The following is a 21842-nucleotide window of genomic DNA, read 5'->3' as shown; positions in this document are numbered from 1 at the left end:
GCTAATTGCGTTGCCGCACGTCCGGGCCGCCCGCATGCTTGACCTCGTGACCAGGCCCGATCGCGACGGGCCACCATCGGGCGCTCGGACCGCCCGGCACCGCGGCGGCGCGGGGCACGCCTCTCTCTCCGTACGGCAACCGCCGTACCCACACATGCCCCGCGCCGCCCTCCGCCCCCCCGGTGACGGGCGGGTCAGGTCAGGAGGAGGCCGGCTACCCAGAGGGCGCCGATGGTCAGGCCGGCCAGGAATTCCACAAGCATGGACAGGCCGGCCGCCTTGAGCGCCTGCACGGTGGACGGCCAGGCGAGCCGGTTGCTGCCGAGGCGCAGCCGCTCCGCTGCCCACACTCCCGCGACGAAGCCCAGCAGCAGACCGATCACGGGGATCACGAAGAACCCCACCAGGCCGAGCACGCCCCCGGCCAGCAGAGACGACGTCGGCACGCCGGTGCGCTTGAGGTTCCTGCCCGGCCACAGGTACTTCACGACGATGCCCCCGACCGCGACAACTGTCGCGACGGCGAACACCGCCCAGCCACCCGGGCCGGCGCCGCCGAAGATCGCCCAGACCAGCACCCCACCCCAGCACAGCGGCAACGCCGGCAGGCCGGGCACCACCACACCAGCCAGCCCGGCGAGGATGGCCAACGCGGCCACCACGGTGACCACCGTCTGCGAGTCGTTCAGGCTCACGCCGTCGCCTTCCGTCGCCACCGTCGGGACCGGCCCGACGCACCGCGCACACCGCCGCCCTGTCGAGCGGCCGGGCGGTGACCCGCCCGCTCGCACCCATTACCCCGCCGCCCCGCCCGGCAGCCGGACGGCGACCCGTGCGTACGTCTCACGCCGTCGCCCGCCGCAGCCGGGCGGTGATCTCCCCGGCCGGCGCCGGTGCGCCGAAGTACCGCCCCTGCCCGGTGTCGCAGCGCAGCGCCCGCAGCCGCTCGGCCTGCACCGGCGTCTCCACCGCCTCGGCGGTGACCCACAGCTCCAGCGCGTGCGCCAACCGGACCAGCGCGTCGACGATCCGCTCGTCGCGGTGGTCCGCCACCACGTCCGTCCCGTCGGCGCGGATGCCCTCGACGAACGGGCCGGCCAGCTTCAGGCAGTGGATCGGCAGCCGCCGCAGGTACGCGAGGTTGGAGTATCCGGTGCCGAAGTCGTCGACCGCCAGCCGGACGCCCAGCGCCGCGAGTCGGTGCAGGCTGCGCAGCGGCTCGCCGGCGCTGCCCATCACGGCGCTCTCGGTCAACTCCAGCTGCAACAACTCCGCCGGTAGGCCGCTGGTGGCCAGCGCGTCCGCCACCGTCGCGACGATCGCCGGGTCGTCGGCCTGCCGGGCGGCCAGGTTGACGCTGACCACCAGCCGGGCCTCGGGGAACTCCCGCCGCCAGCGTTCGGCGTCGTGGCAGGCCCGCCGCAGCACCCACTCGCCGAGCTGGACGATCAGGCCGGTCTCCTCGGCGAGGCCGATGAAGCGGTCCGGGCCGATCAGCCCCAGCTCCGGGTGCTCCCAGCGGACCAGCGCCTCCACCGCGAGCATCGTGCCCTCCAGCAGCGACACGATCGGCTGGTAGTGCAGCACGAACTCGCCCCGGTCCAGCGCGGCCGGCAGCCCGGCGACCAGCGCCGACCGGGCGAGGTCGCGGGCGCTGCGCTCCGGGTCGTACACCGCCCACCGGCCGCGGCCGGCCGCCTTGGCCCAGTAGAGCGTCGTGTCGGCGGCCTTCATCAGCTCCGAGGCGGTGGTCTCCGCGGCCGGGCAGTCCACGATGCCCACGCTGGCGGAGACCGCCAACTGCTGGTCGCCGAGGTGCACCGGGGCGGCGACGGCGGCCAGCGCGGCCTCCGCCACGGCCACCGCGTCGTCGACGTCGTCGCCGCCGTCGACCAGGATGACGAACTCGTCGCCGCCCATCCGGGCGACCAGGTGGCCGTGGTCCGCCACGCACTCGGCGAGCCGCCGGCCGATCGCCACCAACAGCCGGTCGCCGAGGTCGTGGCCGAGGCTGTCGTTGATCGCCTTGAAGCCGTCCAGGTCGAGGAAACACACCCCGACCCGTTGAGCGGGCCCGGCGGTGTCGAAGACCCGGCCCAGCGTCTCGAAGAACAGGGTCCGGTTGGGCAGCCCGGTCAACGGGTCGTGCAGCGCCTGGAAACGCAGCCGCTGCTGGAGTTCGTACCGCTCGGTGATGTCCTCGATCATGGCGACGGTGAACCGGGGTCGCCCGTCGTCGTACCGGATCAGTGACACCGCCAGGTCAGTCCAGACGATGCTGCCGTCCTTGCGGTGGTAGCGCTTCTCCACCCGGACCGAGTCCTGCTTGCCCTCGATCAGCTCCTGGTACAGCTCCCACATGCCGGCGGCGTCGTCGGCGTGGAACAGCTCCGCCACGTTCATCTCGCACAGCTCTTCGATCGAGTAGCCGAGCATGTCGGCGAACGCCGTGTTGACGTCGATGATCTGACCGTCCACCCCGGCGATGCCGATCCCGATCGCCGCGCCGGTGAAGACCGCCCGGAACCGCGCCTCACTGTCGCGCAACGCCTGCTCGACCTCGTCGCGGGCCTGCCAGGCCGAGCGGGCGATGCGCTCCTGCTGGGTGAAGGTCCGGTCGCGCAGCGCGCGGGCGAACCCGGCGGCCAACCCGCCCTGCACCGCGGCGATGCGCTCGCCCAGGTCGGGCGGCCGGTCGCCGGTCGCCAGGACCCGATCGGGGAAGGCCTCGCCGAGCGCGCGCAGCGACCACTCCAACGCCCGGGGCTCGGTCAGGTGCGCCTCCACCAGCGCCCGCCCGACCTCCTCGGCGGGACGCGCGCTGAACGGCTCGGCCCGCACCACCTGGGCCAGCCGGACGGTGTGCAGCAGCAACAGCCGCTCGGTCTCGGCCGCGCTGAGCGGCACGAAACCGATGCGGCGTACGGCGCGGGCCCAGTCGGCGGCGAAGCCCTGGGCGCCGCCCCGGCCGACGTCGACCCCGGTGGGGTCCGGGACGGCGGCCACTGCGATCAGCCGGCGGGCTGGTCGTACCGGGCCACGCCCCCGAAGGCGCCGAACCGCTCGGGGTGCTCGTCCACGTCGGCCGGCGAGTCGGGACGCCACAGTGGCATGTGCACCACGCCCGGTTCGAGCACCGTCCAGTCGCCGAAGAAGCCGGTGACCTGCGCGCGGGAGCGCAGGGTGATCTCGGTTGCCGTCCGGGCGGAGAGGCGCTGGGCGTCCAGCATCTCCTGCGGCTGGTCCTCGAAGGTGGAGTGCGAGATGACCAGGAAGCTGCCGGGCGCGGCGGCGGCCCGCAGGGTGGACAGGATCTCCTCGGGACCGTCGGCGTCCGGGATGAAGTGCACCACCCCGGCCAGCAGGATGCCCATCGGTCGACTGAAGTCGATCAGCCCGAGCCGCCGGGTCTCGGCGAGGATCCGCTCCGGCTCGCGCAGGTCGGCGTGGATCACCCCGGTCAGGTCGTTGCCGGCGAGCAGTTCACGGCTGTGCGCGACGGCCACCGGGTCGATGTCGACGTAGACCACCCGGGCCTTCGGGTTGGCCGCCTGGGCCACCTCGTGCACGTTGCCGACGGTCGGGATGCCGGAGCCGATGTCGAGGAACTGGTCGATGCCGGCGTCGAGCAGCACCCGGACGGCGCGGCGCAGGAACTCCCGACCGGAGCGCATGGTGGCGGCGAGATTCGGGGTCATGCTGGCGATCTGCTCGGCCAGCTGCCGGTCGACCTCGAAGTTGTGCGCCCCGCCCAGGAAGTAGTCGTACACCCGGGCCGCGCTCGGCCTGGTCAGGTCAATCTCGGTCGGCAGTGCGTCCGGCATCGGTGTGCTCCCCAGTTCGTCGCCGCGGCGCGAGGCGGCACCGGCGTCGACGAGCGCGCGCGACCGCCGGCCGACCCCGCGGGTCGTGTGGTGTGGACCACTCTAGGCCGCCGACTCCCACGTACGGGAGATCCCTTCACGTAACTTTCCGCGCTCAGGCGGCCGACTCCAGCAGCAGCGAGATGCCCTGCCCGACGCCGATGCACATGGTGGCGAGGGCCCGGCGGCCTCCGCGACGGCGCAGCTCCAGGGCGGCGGTCAGCGCCAGCCGCGCGCCGCTGGCGCCCAGCGGATGCCCGAGCGCGATCGCGCCACCGTTCGGGTTGACGTGCTCGGCGTCGACGGGCAACCCCAGCTCGCGCAGCACCGCCACGGACTGCGCGGCGAACGCCTCGTTCAGCTCGACGACGTCGACCGCGCCCAGCTCCACGCCCACCCGGTCGAGCAGCTTGCGGGTGGCCGGCACCGGGCCGATTCCCATGATCCGCGGCGGTACGCCGGCCGTCGCCGCGCCGCCGATGCGGGCCAGCGGGGTGAGGCCGTACCGTCGCACCGCCGCCTCACTGGCCACCAGCAGCGCGACCGCGCCGTCGTTGACGCCCGAGGAGTTGCCGGCGGTCACCGTGCCGCCGTCGCGGAACGGGGTGGGCAGGGCGGCCAGTTTCTCCAGCGACGTCTCCCGGGGGTGCTCGTCGACCTCGACCAGTCGGGTCTCGCGGCGACCGGCGGGCACGGACACCGGCACGATCTCCTCGGCGAACCGGCCGTCGGCCTGCGCCTTGGCGGCGCGCTGCTGCGAGCGGTACGCGAACGCGTCCTGCTCGGCCCGGCCGACGCCGTACTCGGCGGCCACGTTCTCCGCCGTCTCCGGCATCGAGTCGACTCCCCAGCCGTCCCGCATCAACGGGTTGACCAGCCGCCAGCCCAGGGTCGTGTCGTACATCTCGGCCGAGCGGGAGTACGCCGAGGTCGCCTTCGGTACGACGAACGGCGCCCGGCTCATGCTCTCCACCCCGCCGGCGACCACCAGGTCCGTCTCGCCGGCCACGATGGACCGGGCGGCGATGGCGAGGGCGTCCAGGCCGGAGCCGCAGAGCCGGTTGACCGTGCTGCCCGGCACCTCCTCGGGCAGGCCGGCTAGCAGCGCCGCCATCCGGGCCACGTTGCGGTTGTCCTCGCCGGCCTGGTTGGCGCAGCCGAGTACGACGTCGTCGACGCGGGCCCAGTCCACCGACGGGTGCCGGGCGACCAGCTCGCGGATCACGTGTGCGGCCAGGTCGTCGGGGCGGACGCCGGCCAGCGCGCCGGCGTACCGGCCGATGGGGGTACGGACACCGGCCACCAGGTATGCCACGGTCATCGCGAGTCCTTCGGGGGTGGGAAGGGCGGGGGTGCGGGCGTCCACCGGGTCGCAGGGGACTCCCCAGCCGCCAGGATATCCACGCGCACAGCGGATAGGTTGGCGGCATGGCCCGGGCCCAGTTCAGCGCAGAGACCAGCCGTGGTGGCGCATTCGTCCGCCAGCCCAACCGGTTCACCGGTCGGGTCACCGCCGACTCGACCTCCCCGCCGGGTGGCGGCCCGGACGAGCAGGACCGCTGGCCGCTGGAGGCCGGCCGGTACCGGCTGATCTGGTGCCGCGCCTGCCCGTGGGCGCACCGGGCGAGGATCGTGCGCGGCCTGCTCGGGCTGGACGACGCGATCTCGCTGGGCACCGTCGACCCGATCCGGGACGAACGCGGCTGGGCGTTCGCCCTCGACCCGGACGGCTTCGACCCCGTCCTCGGTGTCAGCTTCCTCTCCGAGGCGTACCTGGCCACCGACGCGGACTACAACGGCCGGGTGACCGTGCCGGCGCTTGTCGACACGCTTACCGGCCGGGTGGTCACCAACGACTACCCGCAGCTCACCCTCGACTTCTCCACCGAGTGGCAGCCGCTGCACGCGCCCGGCGCACCCGACCTGTACCCGGTCGCGCTGCGCCCGGAGATGGACGCGCTGATGGCCGAGATCCACCACGACGTCAACAACGGCGTCTACCGGTGCGGGTTCGCCACCTCGCAGGAGGCGTACGACGAGGCGTTCCGGGCGCTCTTCGCCCGGCTGGACGCGCTGTCCGAACGCCTGGCCGGGCAGCGCTACCTGATGGGCGACACGATCACCGAGGCCGACGTGCGGATGTTCACCACGCTGGTGCGCTTCGACGCCGCGTACCACGGGCACTTCAAGTGCAACCGCAGCAAGCTGACCGAGATGCCGGTGCTCTGGGCGTACGCCCGGGACCTGTTCCAGACGCCGGGCTTCGGCGAGACGGTGGACTTCGACCACATCAAGCGGCACTACTACGGGACCCATCGGGAGATCAACCCGACAGGCATCGTGCCCCTGGGCCCCGACGAGTCCGGTTGGACGACGCCGCACGGGCGTGGCTGAGCCGGGGCGGGCCGGCACCGCGACGGCACCCGCCGCCCGCGGGGACGTCGCCCGCCGGGTCGCCGGGTCCGCCGCCGCCGGCTGCGCGGTGGCCGGCGCGGTCGCGGTGACTGTCGCGGTCGTCGCCGGTCCCGGTCCCGGTCTGACCGGGTACGTGAGCGAGGCGGGCATCGCCGGCAGCGCGCACGCCGTGACGTACCGGATCGGGGTTCTCGCCCTGGCCGGCGCGTTGCTGCTGATCGCCGCGGCGCTGCCTCCCGGGGTCCGGGTGGCGCCGGCGCTGCTCGCCACCGGCGCGGTGCTCACCGCGGTGTCCGGGGCGGTGACCTGCTCCGCCGGCTGCCCACTGCCGCCGTTCGAGCGGACCACGGTGGCCGACCTGGTGCACGGGGGCGCGAGCATCGCGGCGACGGCTGCGGTGGTCCTCGCCATGGTCGCGCTCGCCGTGTCCGGGCCGGCCGGGGCGATGGTCCGCCGCTTGGCGGCCGGCACTGCCGTGCTCGCCCTGCCGCTGTGCGCGACGATCGGGTTGGCCATGCTCGTGGTCGGCCGGGGCGCCCTGGTCGGCGTGGTGGAGCGGCTGGTTCTCGGGCTCGCGGTGCTGTGGGGCGCGGCAACCGGCACGGCCCTGGCCCTGACCCGCCGCGAACGGGGCTTGTAAGGAGCGTCACGGCCATCGTGCCTTGCAGACCGCGCCGATCGGCGTATCGTCGGCGAGCGATGACCAATGTCTGGGGCCTCACCGTTCGCCTGTATGTCGATCTCCGACTGCAGGCCAGCGGCATCTGTCCGGCGTAGCCGCCCTCCACGCGCCTACCCCGACCAGATCAGACAATTGGACACCTCATGCCCTTCGGCCTGCGCAAGATTCCCTTCTCCGTGCAGATCCTCCTCGGCCTCGTGCTCGGCGTCGCCCTCGGCTTCCTGGCCCGCAGCAACGACCTGAGCTGGCTGACCAGCACCCTGCACACCGTCGGCAGCCTCTTCATCCAGCTCCTCAAGCTGGCCGTGCCGCCCCTGGTCTTCACCGCCATCGTGGTCAGCGTGGTCAGCCTGCGCGGCGTGGCCAACGCCGCCCGGCTCGCGCTCAAGACCCTGATGTGGTTCGGCATCACCGCGCTGATCGCGGTGAGCATCGGCATCGGCCTCGGCCTGCTCGTCAACCCGGGCCGCGGCGTGAGCCTCGACGTGGGTGGCGCGACCCCGCCCAAGAACACCGGCTCCTGGACCGACTTCCTCACCGGCATCGTGCCCACCAACCCGGTCGGCGCGTTCGTCGAGGGCAACGTCCTCCAGATCGTCTTCCTCGCCCTCGTGGTCGGTGCCGCCGCCCTGCTGGTCGGCGACGCCGCCGAGCCCTTCGTGGCGCTGAACCGCTCACTGCTGGAAATCGTGCAGAAGGCCCTGTGGTGGGTCATCCGGCTCGCCCCGATCGGCACCCTCGGCCTGATCGGCAACGCCGTCGCCTCGTACGGCTGGGACCTGCTGGCGCCCCTCGCGAAGTTCACCACCGCCGTCTACGTCGGCTGCGCCATCGTGCTGTTCGTGGTCTACCCGCTGGTGCTGATCCTCGCCGGCCGGCTCAACCCGCTGCGCTTCTTCGCCGGCGCGTGGCCCGCCATCGAGCTGGCCTTCGTGTCCCGCTCCTCGGTGGGCACCATGCCGGTGACCCAGCGCTCCGTCGAGCGGCTCGGCGTCCCCCGCGAGTACGCCTCGTTCGCGGTGCCGTTCGGTGCCACCACGAAGATGGACGGCTGCGCCGCGATCTACCCGGCCCTCGCCGCGATCTTCGTGGCGCAGGTGTTCGGCGTGCAGCTCGGCGTCACCGACTACCTGCTCATCGCGTTCGTCTCGGTGGTCGGCTCGGCGGCCACCGCCGGCCTGACCGGGGCGATCGTCATGCTCACCCTCACCCTGAGCACGCTGGGTCTGCCGCTGGCCGGCGCCGGCCTGCTGCTCGCCATCGACCCGATCCTGGACATGATCCGCACCGCCACCAACGTGGCCGGGCAGGCGCTCGTGCCGACAGTTGTCGCCGCCCGCGAGGGCACCCTCGACCGGGCCGCGTACGAGTCCGCCGGTCGACGCGACCTGACCGAGCCGGAGCCGGTAGCCGAGACCCGGCCCGAGCTCAGCCCCGTCCCTGCCTGACCCGTTCACCGCACGACGACGGGCCCCCTCTCCCGGGGGCCCGTCGCCGTTCCGGAGAGGATGACCACATGAGCTCCCTGTTCACTCCCCTGGCCCTGCGCGGCGTCACCCTGCCCAACCGGATCGCCGTGGCGCCCATGTGCCAGTACTCGGCCGGACCGGACGGCCTGCCCACCGACTGGCACCTCATCCACCTGGGCAGCCGCGCGGTCGGCGGGGCCGGGCTGGTGCTGACCGAGGCGACCGCCGTACTCCCCGAGGGTCGGATCTCTCCGCAGGACACCGGGCTGTGGTCCGACGCGCACGTGGACGCCTGGCGACCGGTGACCGCGTTCGTCGCCGCCCACGGCGCGGTGCCGGCCATCCAGCTCGCGCACGCCGGTTTCAAGGCCTCCACCTACCGGCCGTGGGCGCCGGAGCGCGGCGGGGTGCCGGACGCCGAGGGCGGTTGGACGCCCGTCGCCCCCGGCGCCGAGCCGTTCACTCCCGGCTACCGGACGCCGACCGCCCTCGACGCGGCGGGCATCGCCAACCTGATTGACGCGTTCGCCGCCGGGGCCGAGCGGGCGCTCGCCGCCGGTTTCGCCGCCGTGGAGATCCACGCCGCGCACGGTTACCTGCTCAACGAGTTCCTGTCGCCGCTGACCAACCACCGCACCGACTCCTACGGCGGCGATCGGGCCGCCCGGATGCGGCTCACCCTGGAGGTCGCACGCGCGGTGCGCGCCGCGGTCGGTGAGAGCGTGCCGGTGCTGACCCGGATCTCCGCCACCGACTGGGTCGAGGGCGGCTGGACCGTCGAGGACAGCGTGGTGCTCGCCGGTGAGCTGGCCGGCGTCGGCGTCGACCTGGTCGACACCTCCTCCGGCGGCGTCAGCACCGACCAGCGCATCCCGCTCGGCCCCGGCTACCAGGTGCCGCTGGCCGCCCAGATCCGCCGCGAGGCGGGCGTGCCGACCGGCGCGGTAGGCCTGATCGTCGAGCCGGAGCACGCCGAGCAGATCGTCGCCAACGGCGAGGCCGACCTGGTGCTGCTCGGCCGGGAACTGCTGCGCGACCCGTACTGGCCGCGCCGCGCCGCAGCGAAGCTCGGCGTCGCGTACAGCGGGCCCGCCCAGTACGCCCGCGCCTGGTGATTCCCGCCGGTCGGGCGGCTGCCGTCACCGGCAGCCGCCCGACCGTCAGCCGGCCAGGTGCGACCAGTCGCCCTCCAGCTCCTGCCAGGTGCCCTGCGCCGCCACCGCCCCGGCGTGCAGCACCACCACGTGGTCGGCGCGGACCAGCGCGGCACGCTTCGCGGTCGACCCGACAACTGTCACCCCGTGCGCCCGCAGCGCCCGCCACAGCGCCAGCTCGGTGGTGACGTCCAGCGCCGACGACACGTCGTCGGCGACCAGCAGTTCGGTACGCGGTGCGAGCGCCCGGGCCAGCGCCAGCCGCTGAAGCTGGCCGCCGGAGAGCCGGGTGCCCTTGTGCCCGATCAGCAGACCCAGCCCACCGCCGGCGGCGGCCAGGTCGTGGTCGAGCTGGGCGGTGCTGACCGCGCCGGCCGCGTCCACCTGGTGGCCGAGCGCGATGTTGTCGGCCACCGTGCCGGAGAGCACCCGGGGCAACTGGCCGACGTAGCCGACCTGGTTGGGACGCAGGAACAGCTCGGGCTCGGTGACCGGGTCGCCGTTCCACGACAGCTCGCCGGTGTGGTGCACGATGCCGGCCAGCGCCCGCAGCAGCGAGGACTTGCCCGACCCGACCGGCCCCACGACCAGCACCAACTGCCCGCGCTGCACCGTCAGGTCCACGTCCCGGACGGCGACCGTGCCGTCGGAGTGCACCACCGAGAAGCGGCGCAGCTCCAACCGGCGCAGCGGGTTGCGGGGCGGCGACGTCGGCGCGGGCGCGGTCCCGGCGGCCAGGTCGACCGCCGGCACCGCCGCCGTGTACGCGCCCACGCCCGTCATCGCCACCGTCCGGCGCGTCCACACCCGTGCCGACGGCAGCTGGGAGATCAACGACGCGGTGGTCCAGGCGAACCAGCGGGCCGCGCCAAGCGTGGACACGGCCACCAGCACCGCGCCGGCCGACAGCTCGCCGCCCAGGTAGAGGGCCCACGCGCCGATCGGCAGCAGGCCACTGGCCACCGACGGCGTCGACCGCGACCACACCTGGACCGAGATCTCCCGTCGCTGCCGGTCACTGCGCAGCGCGTCCAGGACCGCGAGGTGACGCAGCACCGCCGCCGTGGCACCGGCGAGCTTCACCGTCCGCGCCGCGGAGAGCGCGGAGACCAGGGCGGTGGCGAACGCCGCCCGCGCCGTCACCGTCGCCCGGGCCGCCCGCTCCAGCTTCGGGCCGAACAACGTCGCGGCCAGTCCGGAGACGACCATCGTGCCGAGGAAGAACAGCCCCGGTACGACGCTGCCGGTGACCGCGGTCATGGCGACCACCAGGACCAGCGCGACCGCCTGGTCGAGCACGTTGTCGGCGAGTTGCACCACGCGCTCGGTGTCCCCGCCCTGCGCCACGACCTCGGCCGGGGTGTGCGAGCTGACCCGGCGCGGGCCGGTCTGGCCGTGCACCAGACGCAGGCCGATCCGCAGCATCTGCCGCACCCACCAGTGCGGGAACCAGACGTGCGTGTAGTACGGCAGCGGCAGGGTGATCAGCAGCCCGGTCACGATGCCCAGCGCCGGCAGGTACGGGCTGCCGGTCCCGTCGACCAGGTCGGCCCAGAGCCACGGCAGCAGCGGGCCGTCCAGGCCGAGCAGACTGAGCCCGAGGAACAGCACGATCGCCGCCGCGCCGTACCGGGGGTCGTTGGTGCAGAGCCGGATGATCTCCCGGAAGGTGCGCGCGGGCGGGGTCGGTGGCAACGGCGGCGGCTCGGCCCGCCCCGCCGGCCCCGGCTCACCCGTCACCGCCGGGTCGACCGGACCAGCGCCCGAGCGGGTGCCGGGCGTCCCGGAGCCGCTCAACAGGTCGGTGCCGGCGGCATTCGGACCGGTCAACAGGTCGGTGCCGGCGGCATCCGGACCGGTCAACAGGTCGGTGCCGGCGGCGTCCGGACCGGTCAACAGGTCGGTGCCGCCGCCGGACCGGAACGTCGACGACCCGCCGGCGTACACGGCGGCGTGGCTGGTCGCCAGCAGCTCGGCGAAGCGCGTCGACGTCTCCAGCGGGCCGGCCTCGACCACCGCGCCGTCGGCCAGCACCACCACCTCGTCGCAGCGACGCACCGAGGAGAGCCGGTGGGCGATGACGATGCCGATCCGGTCGCGCAGCAGCCGTTCGGTGGCCCGCTGCACCCGCGCCTCGGTCACCGGGTCCAGCCGGGCGGTGGCCTCGTCGAGGATCACCACGTGCGGATCGCGCACCAGGATCCGGGCGAACGCCACCAACTGCTCCTGGCCGGCGGAGAGCACGTGCCCGCCCTCCCCCAGCCGGGTCGCCAGCCCGTCGGGCAGCTCGGCGATCCAGCCGGCCAGGCCCAGCTCGTCCAACGCCCGGGCAGCGGCGTCGAGCAGCTCCGGGTCGTAGAGCGCGACGTTCTCGGCGAGCGTGCCGGCCAGGATCTCGGTGCGCTGCGGCACCAGCGCCACCCAGCGGCGCAGCTCTTCGACGTCGAGGTCGCACAGGTCGGTGTCGCCGAGGAACACGGTGCCGGGCGGCACGTCCACGGCCCGGGTGAGCACCTTCGCCAGTGTCGACTTGCCCGACCCGGTCCGCCCGATCAGGGCGTACGACCGGCCGCGCGCGAAGGTCAGGCTGAGCCCGCGCAGGGCCGGACCCCGCCCGCTCTCCGGGCCGCTCACCTCGTAGCCGAACGTCAGGTCCCGGATGCGCAGGTCACCCTCGGTCGGGCTGACCCCGCCGACCGGCTCCTGCCGGGCCTTCTGGAGCAGCTGCACCCGGGCCCACGCGCCGAGGGCCTCCTGGAGTTCGGGCACCATCCGGCTGACGTGTTCGGCGGTGGCCCCGAAGGCCAGGGCGAGCAGCCAGATCGCGGTGAGCCTGGCGGCGTCGACCCGGCCGGTGGCCAGGGCCCAGGCCCCGCCGAGCACCACCCCGCCGACGCCGACCCGGATCGTCGCGGTGGCGACAGTCGCCACCCGGGCGGACAGCGTCCAGACCCGGTTGCCGCGGGACAGCACGGTGGCGGCCCGCCGGGCGTACAGCCGCAGCACGTACGGCTGGGCCAGGCTGGTCCGCACGTCGTCCTGACCGTGCACCGCCTCCTCCATCACGGCGGCCAGGTCCGACCAGGCCTCCTCCTCGACCATCCGGGCGGGGCCGATCCGCGCCGTGGGCCGGCGCAGCCCCACCCCCAGCAGCACCGTGAGCAGCAGCATCGCTACCCCGGCCGGCCACCACACGGCCAGCGCCACCACCATCGACAGCAGGCCGACGCAGAGCCCCTGGGCGAGGCGCGAGCCCTGGTTACGCACCGCCGACGCCACCTGGTACACGTCCCCGTCGATGCGGTCGAGCAGCTCCCCCACCGGCGTGGTCTCGAGGCTCGGCAGGTCCTGCCCGAACGCGACCCGGCAGAGCCGCCGACGGACGTCCGCGGACCAGTCGGCGGTGAGCCCGGCCATCAACAGGCTCACCACGAGATCGCTGAGGACCACGGCGGCCAGCGCCGCGGCCAGGACCGCGAAGGAACTCGTCGACCGGTGTACGAGCACCGCGCCGGCGAGCGCCGACGCGCCCGCCTGACCGGCCGCGCCGAGCACGATCAGGACGGCGACGAGCGTCAGACGGCGCGGCGAGGTGCCCCACAGATCACGGAGCAGGCGCATCGGAGTTCCTCCGGACGTGGGTGGCGGAACACCCAGCGTGCCGGCAGCAGACCCGTCGACTCAACCGAATTACCCGCCCTGAGCAGGCCCTGCGGTCAGGTCTGGGCGACCCGGCGCACGATGCCGAGCAGCGCCTCCTGCACGTCGGCGATGGGCCGGTCGGGCTGGAACACCAGCCAGTCCACGGCCACCACCAGACCCACCCCGAACAGCGCCGAGGAGGCGGTGGGCACGTCCAGATCGGCCGGCAGGTCCCCGCTGTCCACCCCGGCCCGTACGGTCTCGGCGATCACCTCGATCGCCTCGCCGCGCAGCAGCCGCAACGTCTGCTGCCACTCCCGGTTGGTCCGCCACATCTCCGACAGCAGCAGTTGGGCGAAGGCCCGGTACCGGCGGATGTACTCCAGTTCGGCGCGGACCAGGGCCGCCAGCGCGGCGCGCGGCGGCTGCCCGGCGACCGCCGCCCGGAACTCGGCGGTGAGCAGGCCGATGCCGTGGCGCAACAACTCCTCGAAGAGCACCGTCTTGGACTCGAAGTTGTAGTAGACCGTGCCCTTCGCGACACCGGCCCGGGCCGCGATGTCGTCCACGGTGGTCGCGGAGAAGCCGCGCTCGGCGATGAGGTCCACCGCGGCGACGAAGAGCCGCTGACGGGTGTCCTCCCGCCGTCTCGACCGTCCGTCCGTCACCGGCCCATCCTCACATGGTCAGATCGGGATGCAGCTTCGCCGGGGTGAGCCGGCGTGAGCGACGGGCCGCGGCGGCGGTCAGGGCCAGCGCCGCCGCCGTGAAGCCGAGCAGCACGAGCACCGCCGTCACCACCGGGCCGGCCGGGCCGCCGTTGATGGTGTGCCGCAGCCCCGCCACCACGTAGCTCATCGGCAACCAGCTGTGGATCGCCTGGAAGAAGCCGGGCGAGGTCTGGACGGGGTAGGTGCCGCCCGACGACGTGAGCTGAAGCATCAACAGGGCCAGCGCGGCGAGCCGCCCGGCGGGGCCGAGCTGCGCCCCCAGCCACTGCATGATCGCGGTGAAGGCGAGCGAGACCAGCGCCAGCAGACCCAGCGTCACGGCGGGACGCACCGGGTCCAGCCCCAGCACCAGCGTCACCACTGTGAAGAGCACCCCGGCCTGGGCCAACCCGACCGCTGCGGCGGGCAACCAGCCGGCCAGCGCGACCCGCCAGGCGGGAGCGCCGGACATGACGTGCCGCCGGTTGACCGGCCGCAGCAGCATGTACGTGATCATCGCGCCGACCCAGAGCGCCAGACCGAGAAAGTACGGCGCGAAGCCGACCCCGTACGAGCCGGCCGGGTGGCGGGCCGAACGGTCCAGGGACACCGGATCGCCGAGGATGCCCGACCGGACGTCCGCGTCGTCGTACCCCGGGATCTTCTTCTCGCCGTCGGCCAGGCCGTCGGCGAGGTCGCCGGCCCCGCCGCCCAGCCGGGTCAGCCCGGAGGCCAACTCGCCGGCGCCGCTCTCCAGCCGGATCAGGCCGTCGGCGAGCCGGTCGCCGCCGGTGCTGAGCCGGTCGAGCCCGCCGTCCAGCTCGCGGGCCCCGGTGGCCAGGCGGAACAGCCCGCCGCGCAGCTGCTCGGCCCCGGTCGCCGCGTCGCCGAGACCGTCGCGCAGTTGGGCACTGCCGTCGGCGAGGGTGCCCAGCCCGGCTGCCAGCTCGTCGACCTTGGCGCGTGCGGCGGCCACGTCGTCGGCCAGGTGCGGCGCCGCGGCGGCGATCTGCCGGGCCGTGGCGGCCACCGCGGTCATCCGCTCGCGCAGCGCGGTCAGGTCGGCCTGGTCGAGACCGTCGACGACAGCCCGCGCCGCCTCGACCCCTGCCGCCGCTGCCGTACGGGCGGCGACGACTGTCGGATCGTCGGCCAGCTCCGGGTGCGCGGCGACCAGGGCGTCGAGCCGATCGCACACCACCTGGGCCTGGGTCTGGGCCTTCCGCGCCCGCTGCGGCAGCGCGTCCAGGCCGTCGGAGAGCGCCTGCGCCCCGTCGGCGATGGCCGTGGCCGACCGCTCGATCCGCTCGGCGTTCTCCCGCAGCACCGGCTCGATGGTCGAGGCCGCACCGTCCACCTTGCTGGCCACCGCGCGGGTCGCCGTCGCGGCGCGCGCGGTGCCGTCGGCGAGCTGCGCGGCGCCGGTTCGCAGCTGGTCCAACCCGGTGGCCAACTCGTCGGCACCCCGGGTGCTCGCGTCCAGGCCGGCTGAGAGCCGGCCCGCCCCGGCCGCGGACCTGTCCAACCCGTCGGCGACCTGCCCGGCGCCGTCGGCCGAGCTGTCCAACCCGTCGGCGATACGACCAGCGCCCTCCTTCGAGCTGCCCAGCCCGTCGGCGAGCTGACCGGCGCCGTCTGCGGCCCGATGAGTCTCGGCCTTGGCATCGGTGAAGCCCACAAGCATCCGGGAGAAGTAGTCCGACGCGGCGCTCTCGGACGCGGCGGCCCGGATCTCGCTGAACGCCGAGCGGGCGAGCAGCCCCGACAGGTAGTTGGTGGCGTCGTCGTTGACCACCTTCAGCTTGCCCCGCTGGGCCGGCTGGCCGGGGTCGGGGCTCGCGGCGAGCGTCGCCGAGAAGTTCGCCGGAATGGAGAACACCAGGTGGTACCGGCCGCTGCGCAGCCCCGCGTCGGCATCGTCGGCGTCGGTGACCTGCCAGCCGAACACTCGACGGTCGATCAGCTCGTCGGTCAGGTCCTGCCCGGCGTGCACCACCGACCCGTCGCTTGCCGTCGCCGGCCGGTCGGCGTTCACCAGGGCGACCGGAATCCGGTCCATCTTTCCGTACGGATCCCAGAAGGCGTAGAGGTAGAGCGCCCCGTAGAGCAGCGGCACGACGGTCAGCACGGCCAGCGCGGTGCGCGGCAGCCGCCCCCGGGTCATCCGGCGCAGCTCGAACCAGGCCAGTCGGACGACGCTCATCGGTTCCCCTCGGTGTCCTGGTCGGTGGCGGTCCCGACGGCGACGACGGTTGTGGGTGGGCCCAGTCGGTGCACGATCGACGGCAGATGCGGTTCCACGTCGCGCGCGGTCACCACCACCGCGATGCCCCGCTCGGTCAGCCGACCGAGAAGGTCCCAGAGCAGGGCACGGTCCGCACCATCCGTGCCCGCGTCGACGTCGTCGGCGAGGATCAGCCCCGGCCCCGCGAGGGTGGCGAGCACCAGCCCGAGCATCTGGCGCTGCACCGGCGTCAGGTCCCGTCCCCGGCTGGCCGGGTCGAGCGGGATGACAGTGCCCAGTCCGGCGCCCTCGATCACGGCGGCGACCGCGTCCCGCCGGCCCTGCCTCGGCGACCCGCGTCTGCCAGTCGGTCGACCGCCCACCGTGCCGAAGAACCCTCGCCGGCCCGTCGACAGTCGGTCGCGCCCGCCTCGGCCGTCGGCCTGGCCTTCGGCGTCGGCTTGGCCTTGGCCTTGGGCTTGGGCTTGGCCCTGGCCCTGGCCCTGGGCTTCGGCTTGGCCTTGGCCCTGGGCTTCGGCTTGGCCTTGGGCTTGGGCTTGGCCTTCGGGTTCGGCTTGGGCTTGGGCTTGGCCCTGGGCTTCGGCTTCGGCTTCGGCTTCGGCTTCGGCTTCGGCTTCGGCTTCGGCTTCGGCTTCGGCAGCGTCGGCGAACTCGGCAGCCGGGAACTTGCCTGCCGCACCGCCACGAAGGGCCATGGGCCCGGCACGGTCAGCTCGCCGCCCGAGCAGCGACAGTCGTTCCGAGATGTGCTCGGCGACCGTCAACTCCGGGTCGGGCTCGTGCACCCCGGCCACGTGACCGAGCGCCGCAGCCGCACGGAGCTCCAACTGGCCTTCGCTCGTGGGGAAGCGGTTCGCCAGGGCGAGGAGCAGAGAGGTCCGTCCGCTGCCGGGCACCCCGACGATCGCGTGCAGCTCACCCGCGTCCACCGCAAGGTCGACACCCCGGAAAACCCACCCCCGAGAGGTACGCAGGCCAAGACCCCTCGCCTCGACCACCATCACGCCCACCCCGATCACTGTACTGACTGGTCAGTCTAAAAACATGGCCCAGCCTAGGCACGATGGCCGGTTTCCGCCCGTCCGGGACGCGTGATCCCCGTCATCACGGAAGCGTGGATGGCGCCACCGAGCCGGACCCCACCACTCCGGCCTTGATCGACGCGAGATCGGCGAAATCGGGGTATCAACCCGCCCCGGACACCCCGACATCGGCGAACCCGAGTCGATCGCCACCCGGAAGCCCCCGCGTCGGCCACGTCCGCTGCCTCGAATGGGCGAGATGTCCGCCCCTACGAGGTCGCTAGGGGGTGGCCTGGGCGGTGATCAACACGAGATCGGCGAAATCGGGGTATCAACCGGTCCCGGACACCCCGATATCGGCGAACCCGAGTCGATCACCACCCAGTTACACCCCGCCAGCCGTGTCCGTTGTGTCGAATAGGCGGGATGTCCGTTTCTGGGCGGTGGTTGGGTGGTGACCGGTCGCATCCGTGGGCTGGAATCGTGGCGGGCCGGGGGTCGTTACATACCCTGACGATCGCAGGACCACGGCCCGCCCCCGCCCGCTCGACCGGGTGGGAAATGGCCGGTCGGGCCGGGTCGTCGCAGACCACCCGAACAACCCGTGGCCCCGCCCCGGGGCCCCGGCGAGGGCCCGGGAATGACCCCAGCCCCGGCGGCCGTTACACACGGTCCGGGCCCCGCGAGCCCCGCTCGCGAGCCGCCGGGAATGACCCCGGACAGCCGGCCGTTACACACGGTCCGGCGCGGCGAGCCCCCTCGCGGGCCGCCCCGGGAATGGCCCCGGCAGGCCGGTCGTTACACCGGGTCCGGCACCGCGAGCCCCCTCGCGGGCCGCCGGGAATGACCCCGGACCGCGGGTCGTTACACACGGTCCCGGCGCCACGAGCCCCGCTCGCAAGGTCGCCGCGCCGCGAGCCCCCGGCTCGCAGGCCCCCAAACTTTTCCCCTTGTTTTGTGCAGCGCCGGACGAGGTGCTCACACCCCACGTCACCGACCCCCGCTGGTGGTGTGTGTGGTGTTCCTACCCCCGAAGGAGCTACCCCCATGAACACGATCTTCCGCAAGAGCATGCTGTCTGTTGCCGGTCTCGCGTTCGCCGGTGGTGTCTTCGCCGGCCCGATCGCCGCGCACGCCAACCCCGTCGACGCCAAGCCCACCGCCGCCGCCGTGCACACCGTGGCGGCGAAGCCGCAGGGCGCGCAGTCGCACATCGACCTCAACGGTGAGCAGACCGGCAACGTCAAGGCGATCATCGCCGCCACGAAGAAGGCCGGCCTGCCCGAGCGCGCCGCGGTCATCTCGATCGCGACGAGCCTGCAGGAGTCGAAGCTGGAGAACCTGGGTCACCTCGGCGACGCCAACGACCACGACTCGCTGGGCCTGTTCCAGCAGCGCCCGACCAGTGGTTGGGGCACGCCGGAGCAGATCACCAACCCGGAGTACTCCACGACCGCGTTCCTCAAGGGCCTCAAGCAGGTTGACGGCTGGCAGGACATGCCGCTGACCGACGCCGCCCAGACCGTGCAGGTCTCGGCCTACCCCGACGCGTACGCCCAGTGGCAGCAGCAGGCCACCGACCTCGTCGCCCAGCACTGGAACAGCTGACCCACCGCACCGACCGATGGCCGGCACCCGACAACGGGCGCCGGCCATCGGCATACCCCGCCGGCACCCCGAAACCGGGGTGCCGGCCATCGTCGTGCCCGAGAGAGATCTTGGACAGTTCCCGTCACCAGCTGACGGAAACTGTCCAAGATCTGAAGGCGCGAGCGCTGGTCGATCAGAAGAGGACGGTGGCGAGCGTGCCGACGGGCTGGAAGCCGCAGCGCTCGTACACCCTGCGGGCCGGCAGGTTGAAGTCGTTGACGTACAGGCTGACCGTGGGGGCGACCCGGAGCAGCGCGTCGCGTACGACGGCGGCCATCGCGCCGGCGGCGATGCCGCGGCCCCGCCACTCCGGCGCGACCCAGACGCCCTGGACCTGGGCGGTCCGTTTGGTCACCACGGCCAGCTCGGCTTTGAACACGACCTTGCCGTCGACGAAGCGGGCGTACGCGCGACCGGCGCGGACCAGGTCGTTGACTCTGCGGCGGTAGCTGCGGCCGGCGTCCTCGGCGAGCGGGGAGACACCGACCTCCTCGGTGTACATGGCGACGGCAGCCGGAAAGAGCCTGTCGACCTCGCCGGAGCGGACGCGGCGTACCTCTGGGTCGGCCGGTACTGCCGGCAGTGTGTCGGTGGCCAGCAGCGGCTGGTTGGGGCGGACGTCGCGGGCTGGGCCCCACGTTCCGGAGAGCCGGTCCCAGAGGCCGAGGACGGCGTCGGCGCGGCCGACGATTGACGAGCAGAGTCGTTCCTCCCCCGCGAGCAGGTCGGCGAAGGCGGACACGGCTGCGTCGTTGGCGAGCACCGGTGTCAGGTTGCCACCGAGCCAGCACAGCGATTCGAGGTTGCGGCGGGCGCCGTACCCCAGGATCCGCCCTTCGGCCCGCCACCAGGAGAGCCCGCGCGCGGCGATGCGCTCCGCGACCTGCGCGCCCGCGAACGGGTCACGGTCGAGGAGGCGCTCGACCGCGCGGCGCTCCGATTCCCCCAGTTGCCGTACCGGCACCGTCAGCACGACTACCAGCCTGCCAGATCGACCCCCCGCCCCGCCGGCCGAGTGGCGAGCCCGCCGTCAGACGGTCAGTGGCTCGGCGACCGGGCTGGGTGGGCGGGTCCGGCCGGCCCACCGGACGACCGGGGGCACCAGGGCACCGAGCAGGAGGAACAGCGCGCCGAGTGTGAGCCATCCCGGTACGCCCCAACCGAGGGCGAGGCTGGTCACCACGACGGGCGCGAGCATCTTGCCCAGTTCGTAGCCCATGCCGTACGTCCCCTGGTACTGCCCCTGCGCCTCGGCGGGCGCCAGCCCGAAGGAGATCCCCCATCCGGCGGCGGAGTGCCACAGCTCGCCGATCACGTGCGCCAGCGACCCGCAGCAGAGCAGGCCGATGGCGCCCGGAGTGGGCAGCGCGCCGCTGGCGGCGAAGAGTACGCAGGCGAGCGCGATGACGACTCCCGCCCGGCGGGACGCGCGGGCGGCCCCGGGCAGGGTGACGGCGCTGCGTGCGGCGCGTACCTGCAGGAGCACCACGAGTGCGGTGTTGACCAGCGTCAGCACCGAGATCATCCAGGCCGGCGCCGTGGTGTGCCCGGCGATCCACAACGGCAGGGCGAGGGTGAGCAGGCTGAAGTGCATGGACATCAGCCCGTCGAGCAGGGTGAAGGCGAGGAACGGGCGGTCCCGTAGGGCGACCAGCCGGGGTCCCCGCGTCGGGGCGGCGACGGGTGCGACGGTGGGCAGCCGGACGGAGATCGCCGCTGCGGCCAGCGACGCCACAGCCGTGGTCAGGATCAGCGTGAGGTAGCCGGCGCGGGTGTCGGCGGCGATGGCGAAGCCGCCGAGGACGGCGCCGACGGAGATCCCGACGTTGGTGGTGGCCCGCAGGTAGGCGCGGGTGTGCACCCGCTGGTCGGGTGGGATCGCGCCGGCGATGAGCGCTCCCCGGGCGCCGCGCTCGACGGCGTCGGCGAGCGCCGTGGCGGCGCCGACCAGCAGGAAGGCGGCGAACGAGCGGACGGTGACCAGCCCGGCGGTCAGGATGCCGGCCGCGATCAGGCCGCCGACCTGTGCGCCGCGCGGCCCGACGCGGTCGGCCAGGTAGCCGCTGGGCGCGCTCGCGAGCACGCCGACGAGTGCCGAGATGGTCAGCCCGACGCCGACCTGGGTGGCCGAGAGGCCGACCGAGCGGGTGAGGAAGAGCGCGCTGGCGACCAGCCAGAGGCCCCGCCCGACGGTCTTGACCAGGGTGCCGAGGGTGAGGATCCGGGCCGGGCCGGGTGGTGGGAGCAGGCGCATGCCCGACACCTTAACAAGACGTACGTACGGTTTGTAAATAGCGGCTTGTCGGCGATGCATTGCCGATATATCGTTGATGCATCAGCGACAGTACGAGGAAAGGAAGAACCCCATGAGGTTCCATCGACAGCACCACCCGATGCACGAGGCCCGGATGCGGGGGTTCGGCTTCCCGCCGGTCCCGCCCGGCCCGCACGGCCACGGCCACGAGCACGGCGGCCCCTGGGGCGGACGCGGTCGCGGGCGGGGCAGGGGCCGACGCCCCAACGTCCGGGGCGCGGTGTTGGCCCTGCTCACCGAACGGCCGATGCACGGCTACGAGATGATCCAGGAGATTGACTCCCGCACCGGCGGCGCATGGCGGCCCAGCCCGGGTTCGATCTACCCCACGCTCCAGCTCCTGGAGGACGAGGGTGTGATCGCCGCCAGCACCGAGGAGTCCAGCGGTGGGCGCAAGCGGTTCACGGTCACCGAGGCCGGGCAGGCGGAGGCCACCGCGGCTGCGGAGAGCCCGGCCTGGGCGGACGTCGCCCAGGGCACCGTGAGCAGCTGGCACGACATCCGCGACTCCGGCGCGCAGGCGATGAACGCCCTGCGTCAGGTGATGATGAACGGCACCGACGACCAGCGTGAGCGGGCCGCCCAGGTGCTCGACGAGACCCGGCGCAAGCTGTACGCGATCCTCGCCGAATCCGAGTGAGATGCGCCGGAACGAATGCGGGCCGCTCCCCGAGGG

At 73.5% G+C, this 21842-nt stretch carries 16 protein-coding genes; 6 read left to right on the top strand and 10 right to left on the bottom strand.

Annotation, left to right across the window (positions count from 1 at the left end; all coding sequences use genetic code 11):
- Nucleotides 1-194: 194 nt before the first annotated feature.
- The 4 genes from B0E54_RS15650 to pcaF form a co-directional block, all read right to left on the bottom strand.
- Nucleotides 195-695, bottom strand: a complete 501-nt coding sequence (locus B0E54_RS15650) for a DUF456 domain-containing protein (RefSeq protein ID WP_234584264.1) — start codon at nt 693-695, stop codon at nt 195-197.
- Between the two features lie 148 nt (nt 696-843).
- A complete protein-coding gene (locus B0E54_RS15645) occupies nt 844-3006 on the bottom strand; it encodes an EAL domain-containing protein (RefSeq protein ID WP_234584263.1) in 2163 nt (720 codons plus the stop codon).
- 5 nt (nt 3007-3011) lie between these two features.
- Nucleotides 3012-3824, bottom strand: coding sequence for an SAM-dependent methyltransferase (locus B0E54_RS15640; protein ID WP_234584262.1), 813 nt, complete (start codon nt 3822-3824; stop codon nt 3012-3014).
- A 154-nt stretch (nt 3825-3978) separates the two neighbouring features.
- Complete coding sequence (gene pcaF, locus B0E54_RS15635) at nt 3979-5184, bottom strand: 3-oxoadipyl-CoA thiolase (RefSeq protein WP_234584261.1); 1206 nt, start codon at nt 5182-5184, stop codon at nt 3979-3981.
- Between the two features lie 107 nt (nt 5185-5291).
- Here pcaF and B0E54_RS15630 point away from each other — a divergent pair, with 107 nt between their 5' ends.
- From B0E54_RS15630 to B0E54_RS15615, 4 genes are all read left to right on the top strand, one after another.
- Nucleotides 5292-6257: a glutathione S-transferase family protein gene (locus B0E54_RS15630; RefSeq protein ID WP_234584260.1), complete on the top strand. Its 966-nt coding sequence runs from the start codon at nt 5292-5294 to the stop codon at nt 6255-6257.
- Complete coding sequence (locus B0E54_RS15625; protein WP_234584259.1) at nt 6250-6918, top strand: DUF998 domain-containing protein; 669 nt, start codon at nt 6250-6252, stop codon at nt 6916-6918. Before B0E54_RS15630 ends, B0E54_RS15625 begins: the two co-directional genes overlap by 8 nt.
- Nucleotides 6919-7115: 197 nt before the next feature.
- Nucleotides 7116-8408 carry a dicarboxylate/amino acid:cation symporter gene (locus B0E54_RS15620; protein WP_234584286.1) on the top strand — a complete coding sequence of 431 codons (1293 nt, stop codon included), beginning with the start codon at nt 7116-7118 and terminating at the stop codon, nt 8406-8408.
- A gap of 68 nt (nt 8409-8476) precedes the next feature.
- A complete protein-coding gene (locus B0E54_RS15615) occupies nt 8477-9544 on the top strand; it encodes an NADH:flavin oxidoreductase/NADH oxidase (protein WP_234584258.1) in 1068 nt (355 codons plus the stop codon).
- Nucleotides 9545-9589: 45 nt separating this feature from the next.
- Here the strand turns inward: B0E54_RS15615 and B0E54_RS15610 are convergent, their stop codons facing one another.
- The 4 genes from B0E54_RS15610 to B0E54_RS15595 form a co-directional block, all read right to left on the bottom strand.
- Nucleotides 9590-13204: an ABC transporter ATP-binding protein gene (locus B0E54_RS15610; protein ID WP_234584257.1), complete on the bottom strand. Its 3615-nt coding sequence runs from the start codon at nt 13202-13204 to the stop codon at nt 9590-9592.
- A 95-nt stretch (nt 13205-13299) separates the two neighbouring features.
- Nucleotides 13300-13893, bottom strand: a complete 594-nt coding sequence (locus tag B0E54_RS15605) for a TetR/AcrR family transcriptional regulator (protein ID WP_234584256.1) — start codon at nt 13891-13893, stop codon at nt 13300-13302.
- A gap of 10 nt (nt 13894-13903) precedes the next feature.
- Nucleotides 13904-16138: a YhgE/Pip domain-containing protein gene (locus B0E54_RS15600; protein ID WP_234584255.1), complete on the bottom strand. Its 2235-nt coding sequence runs from the start codon at nt 16136-16138 to the stop codon at nt 13904-13906.
- On the bottom strand, nt 16135-17181 hold the full coding sequence (locus B0E54_RS15595; RefSeq protein ID WP_234584285.1) for an ATP-binding cassette domain-containing protein: 1047 nt from the start codon (nt 17179-17181) through the stop codon (nt 16135-16137). The genes B0E54_RS15600 and B0E54_RS15595 overlap by 4 nt, the downstream gene beginning before the upstream one ends.
- Before the next feature lie 1068 nt (nt 17182-18249).
- Between B0E54_RS15595 and B0E54_RS15590 the strand changes: the two genes are divergently transcribed.
- A complete protein-coding gene (locus B0E54_RS15590; RefSeq protein ID WP_234584254.1) occupies nt 18250-18810 on the top strand; it encodes a hypothetical protein in 561 nt (186 codons plus the stop codon).
- Nucleotides 18811-18985: 175 nt separating this feature from the next.
- Here the strand turns inward: B0E54_RS15590 and B0E54_RS15585 are convergent, their stop codons facing one another.
- Nucleotides 18986-19825: a DUF4081 domain-containing GNAT family N-acetyltransferase gene (locus B0E54_RS15585; RefSeq protein WP_234584253.1), complete on the bottom strand. Its 840-nt coding sequence runs from the start codon at nt 19823-19825 to the stop codon at nt 18986-18988.
- Nucleotides 19826-19882: 57 nt separating this feature from the next.
- Complete coding sequence (locus tag B0E54_RS15580; RefSeq protein ID WP_234584252.1) at nt 19883-21106, bottom strand: MFS transporter; 1224 nt, start codon at nt 21104-21106, stop codon at nt 19883-19885.
- A 112-nt stretch (nt 21107-21218) separates the two neighbouring features.
- On the opposite strand from B0E54_RS15580, the gene B0E54_RS15575 reads away from it, so the two are divergent.
- Nucleotides 21219-21806: a PadR family transcriptional regulator gene (locus B0E54_RS15575; protein ID WP_234584251.1), complete on the top strand. Its 588-nt coding sequence runs from the start codon at nt 21219-21221 to the stop codon at nt 21804-21806.
- Nucleotides 21807-21842 lie beyond the last annotated feature (36 nt).

This window comes from Micromonospora sp. MH99 (genome assembly GCF_021442385.1).
Lineage (GTDB): Bacteria > Actinomycetota > Actinomycetes > Mycobacteriales > Micromonosporaceae > Micromonospora.
This window is presented reverse-complemented; position numbering and strand designations above follow the sequence as displayed.

Excerpts from the sequence above, each read along its gene's own strand:
- B0E54_RS15615 (WP_234584258.1), top strand. The coding sequence starts at position 8,477 with ATGAGCTCCCTGTTCACTCCCCTGGCCCTGCGCGGCGTCACCCTGCCC.
- B0E54_RS15590 (WP_234584254.1), top strand. The coding sequence starts at position 18,250 with ATGAACACGATCTTCCGCAAGAGCATGCTGTCTGTTGCCGGTCTCGCG.
- B0E54_RS15630 (WP_234584260.1), top strand. The coding sequence starts at position 5,292 with ATGGCCCGGGCCCAGTTCAGCGCAGAGACCAGCCGTGGTGGCGCATTC.
- B0E54_RS15595 (WP_234584285.1), bottom strand. The coding sequence starts at position 17,181 with ATGGTGGTCGAGGCGAGGGGTCTTGGCCTGCGTACCTCTCGGGGGTGG.
- B0E54_RS15575 (WP_234584251.1), top strand. The coding sequence starts at position 21,219 with ATGAGGTTCCATCGACAGCACCACCCGATGCACGAGGCCCGGATGCGG.
- B0E54_RS15610 (WP_234584257.1), bottom strand. The coding sequence starts at position 13,204 with ATGCGCCTGCTCCGTGATCTGTGGGGCACCTCGCCGCGCCGTCTGACG.
- pcaF (WP_234584261.1), bottom strand. The coding sequence starts at position 5,184 with ATGACCGTGGCATACCTGGTGGCCGGTGTCCGTACCCCCATCGGCCGG.
- B0E54_RS15580 (WP_234584252.1), bottom strand. The coding sequence starts at position 21,106 with ATGCGCCTGCTCCCACCACCCGGCCCGGCCCGGATCCTCACCCTCGGC.
- B0E54_RS15600 (WP_234584255.1), bottom strand. The coding sequence starts at position 16,138 with ATGAGCGTCGTCCGACTGGCCTGGTTCGAGCTGCGCCGGATGACCCGG.
- B0E54_RS15640 (WP_234584262.1), bottom strand. The coding sequence starts at position 3,824 with ATGCCGGACGCACTGCCGACCGAGATTGACCTGACCAGGCCGAGCGCG.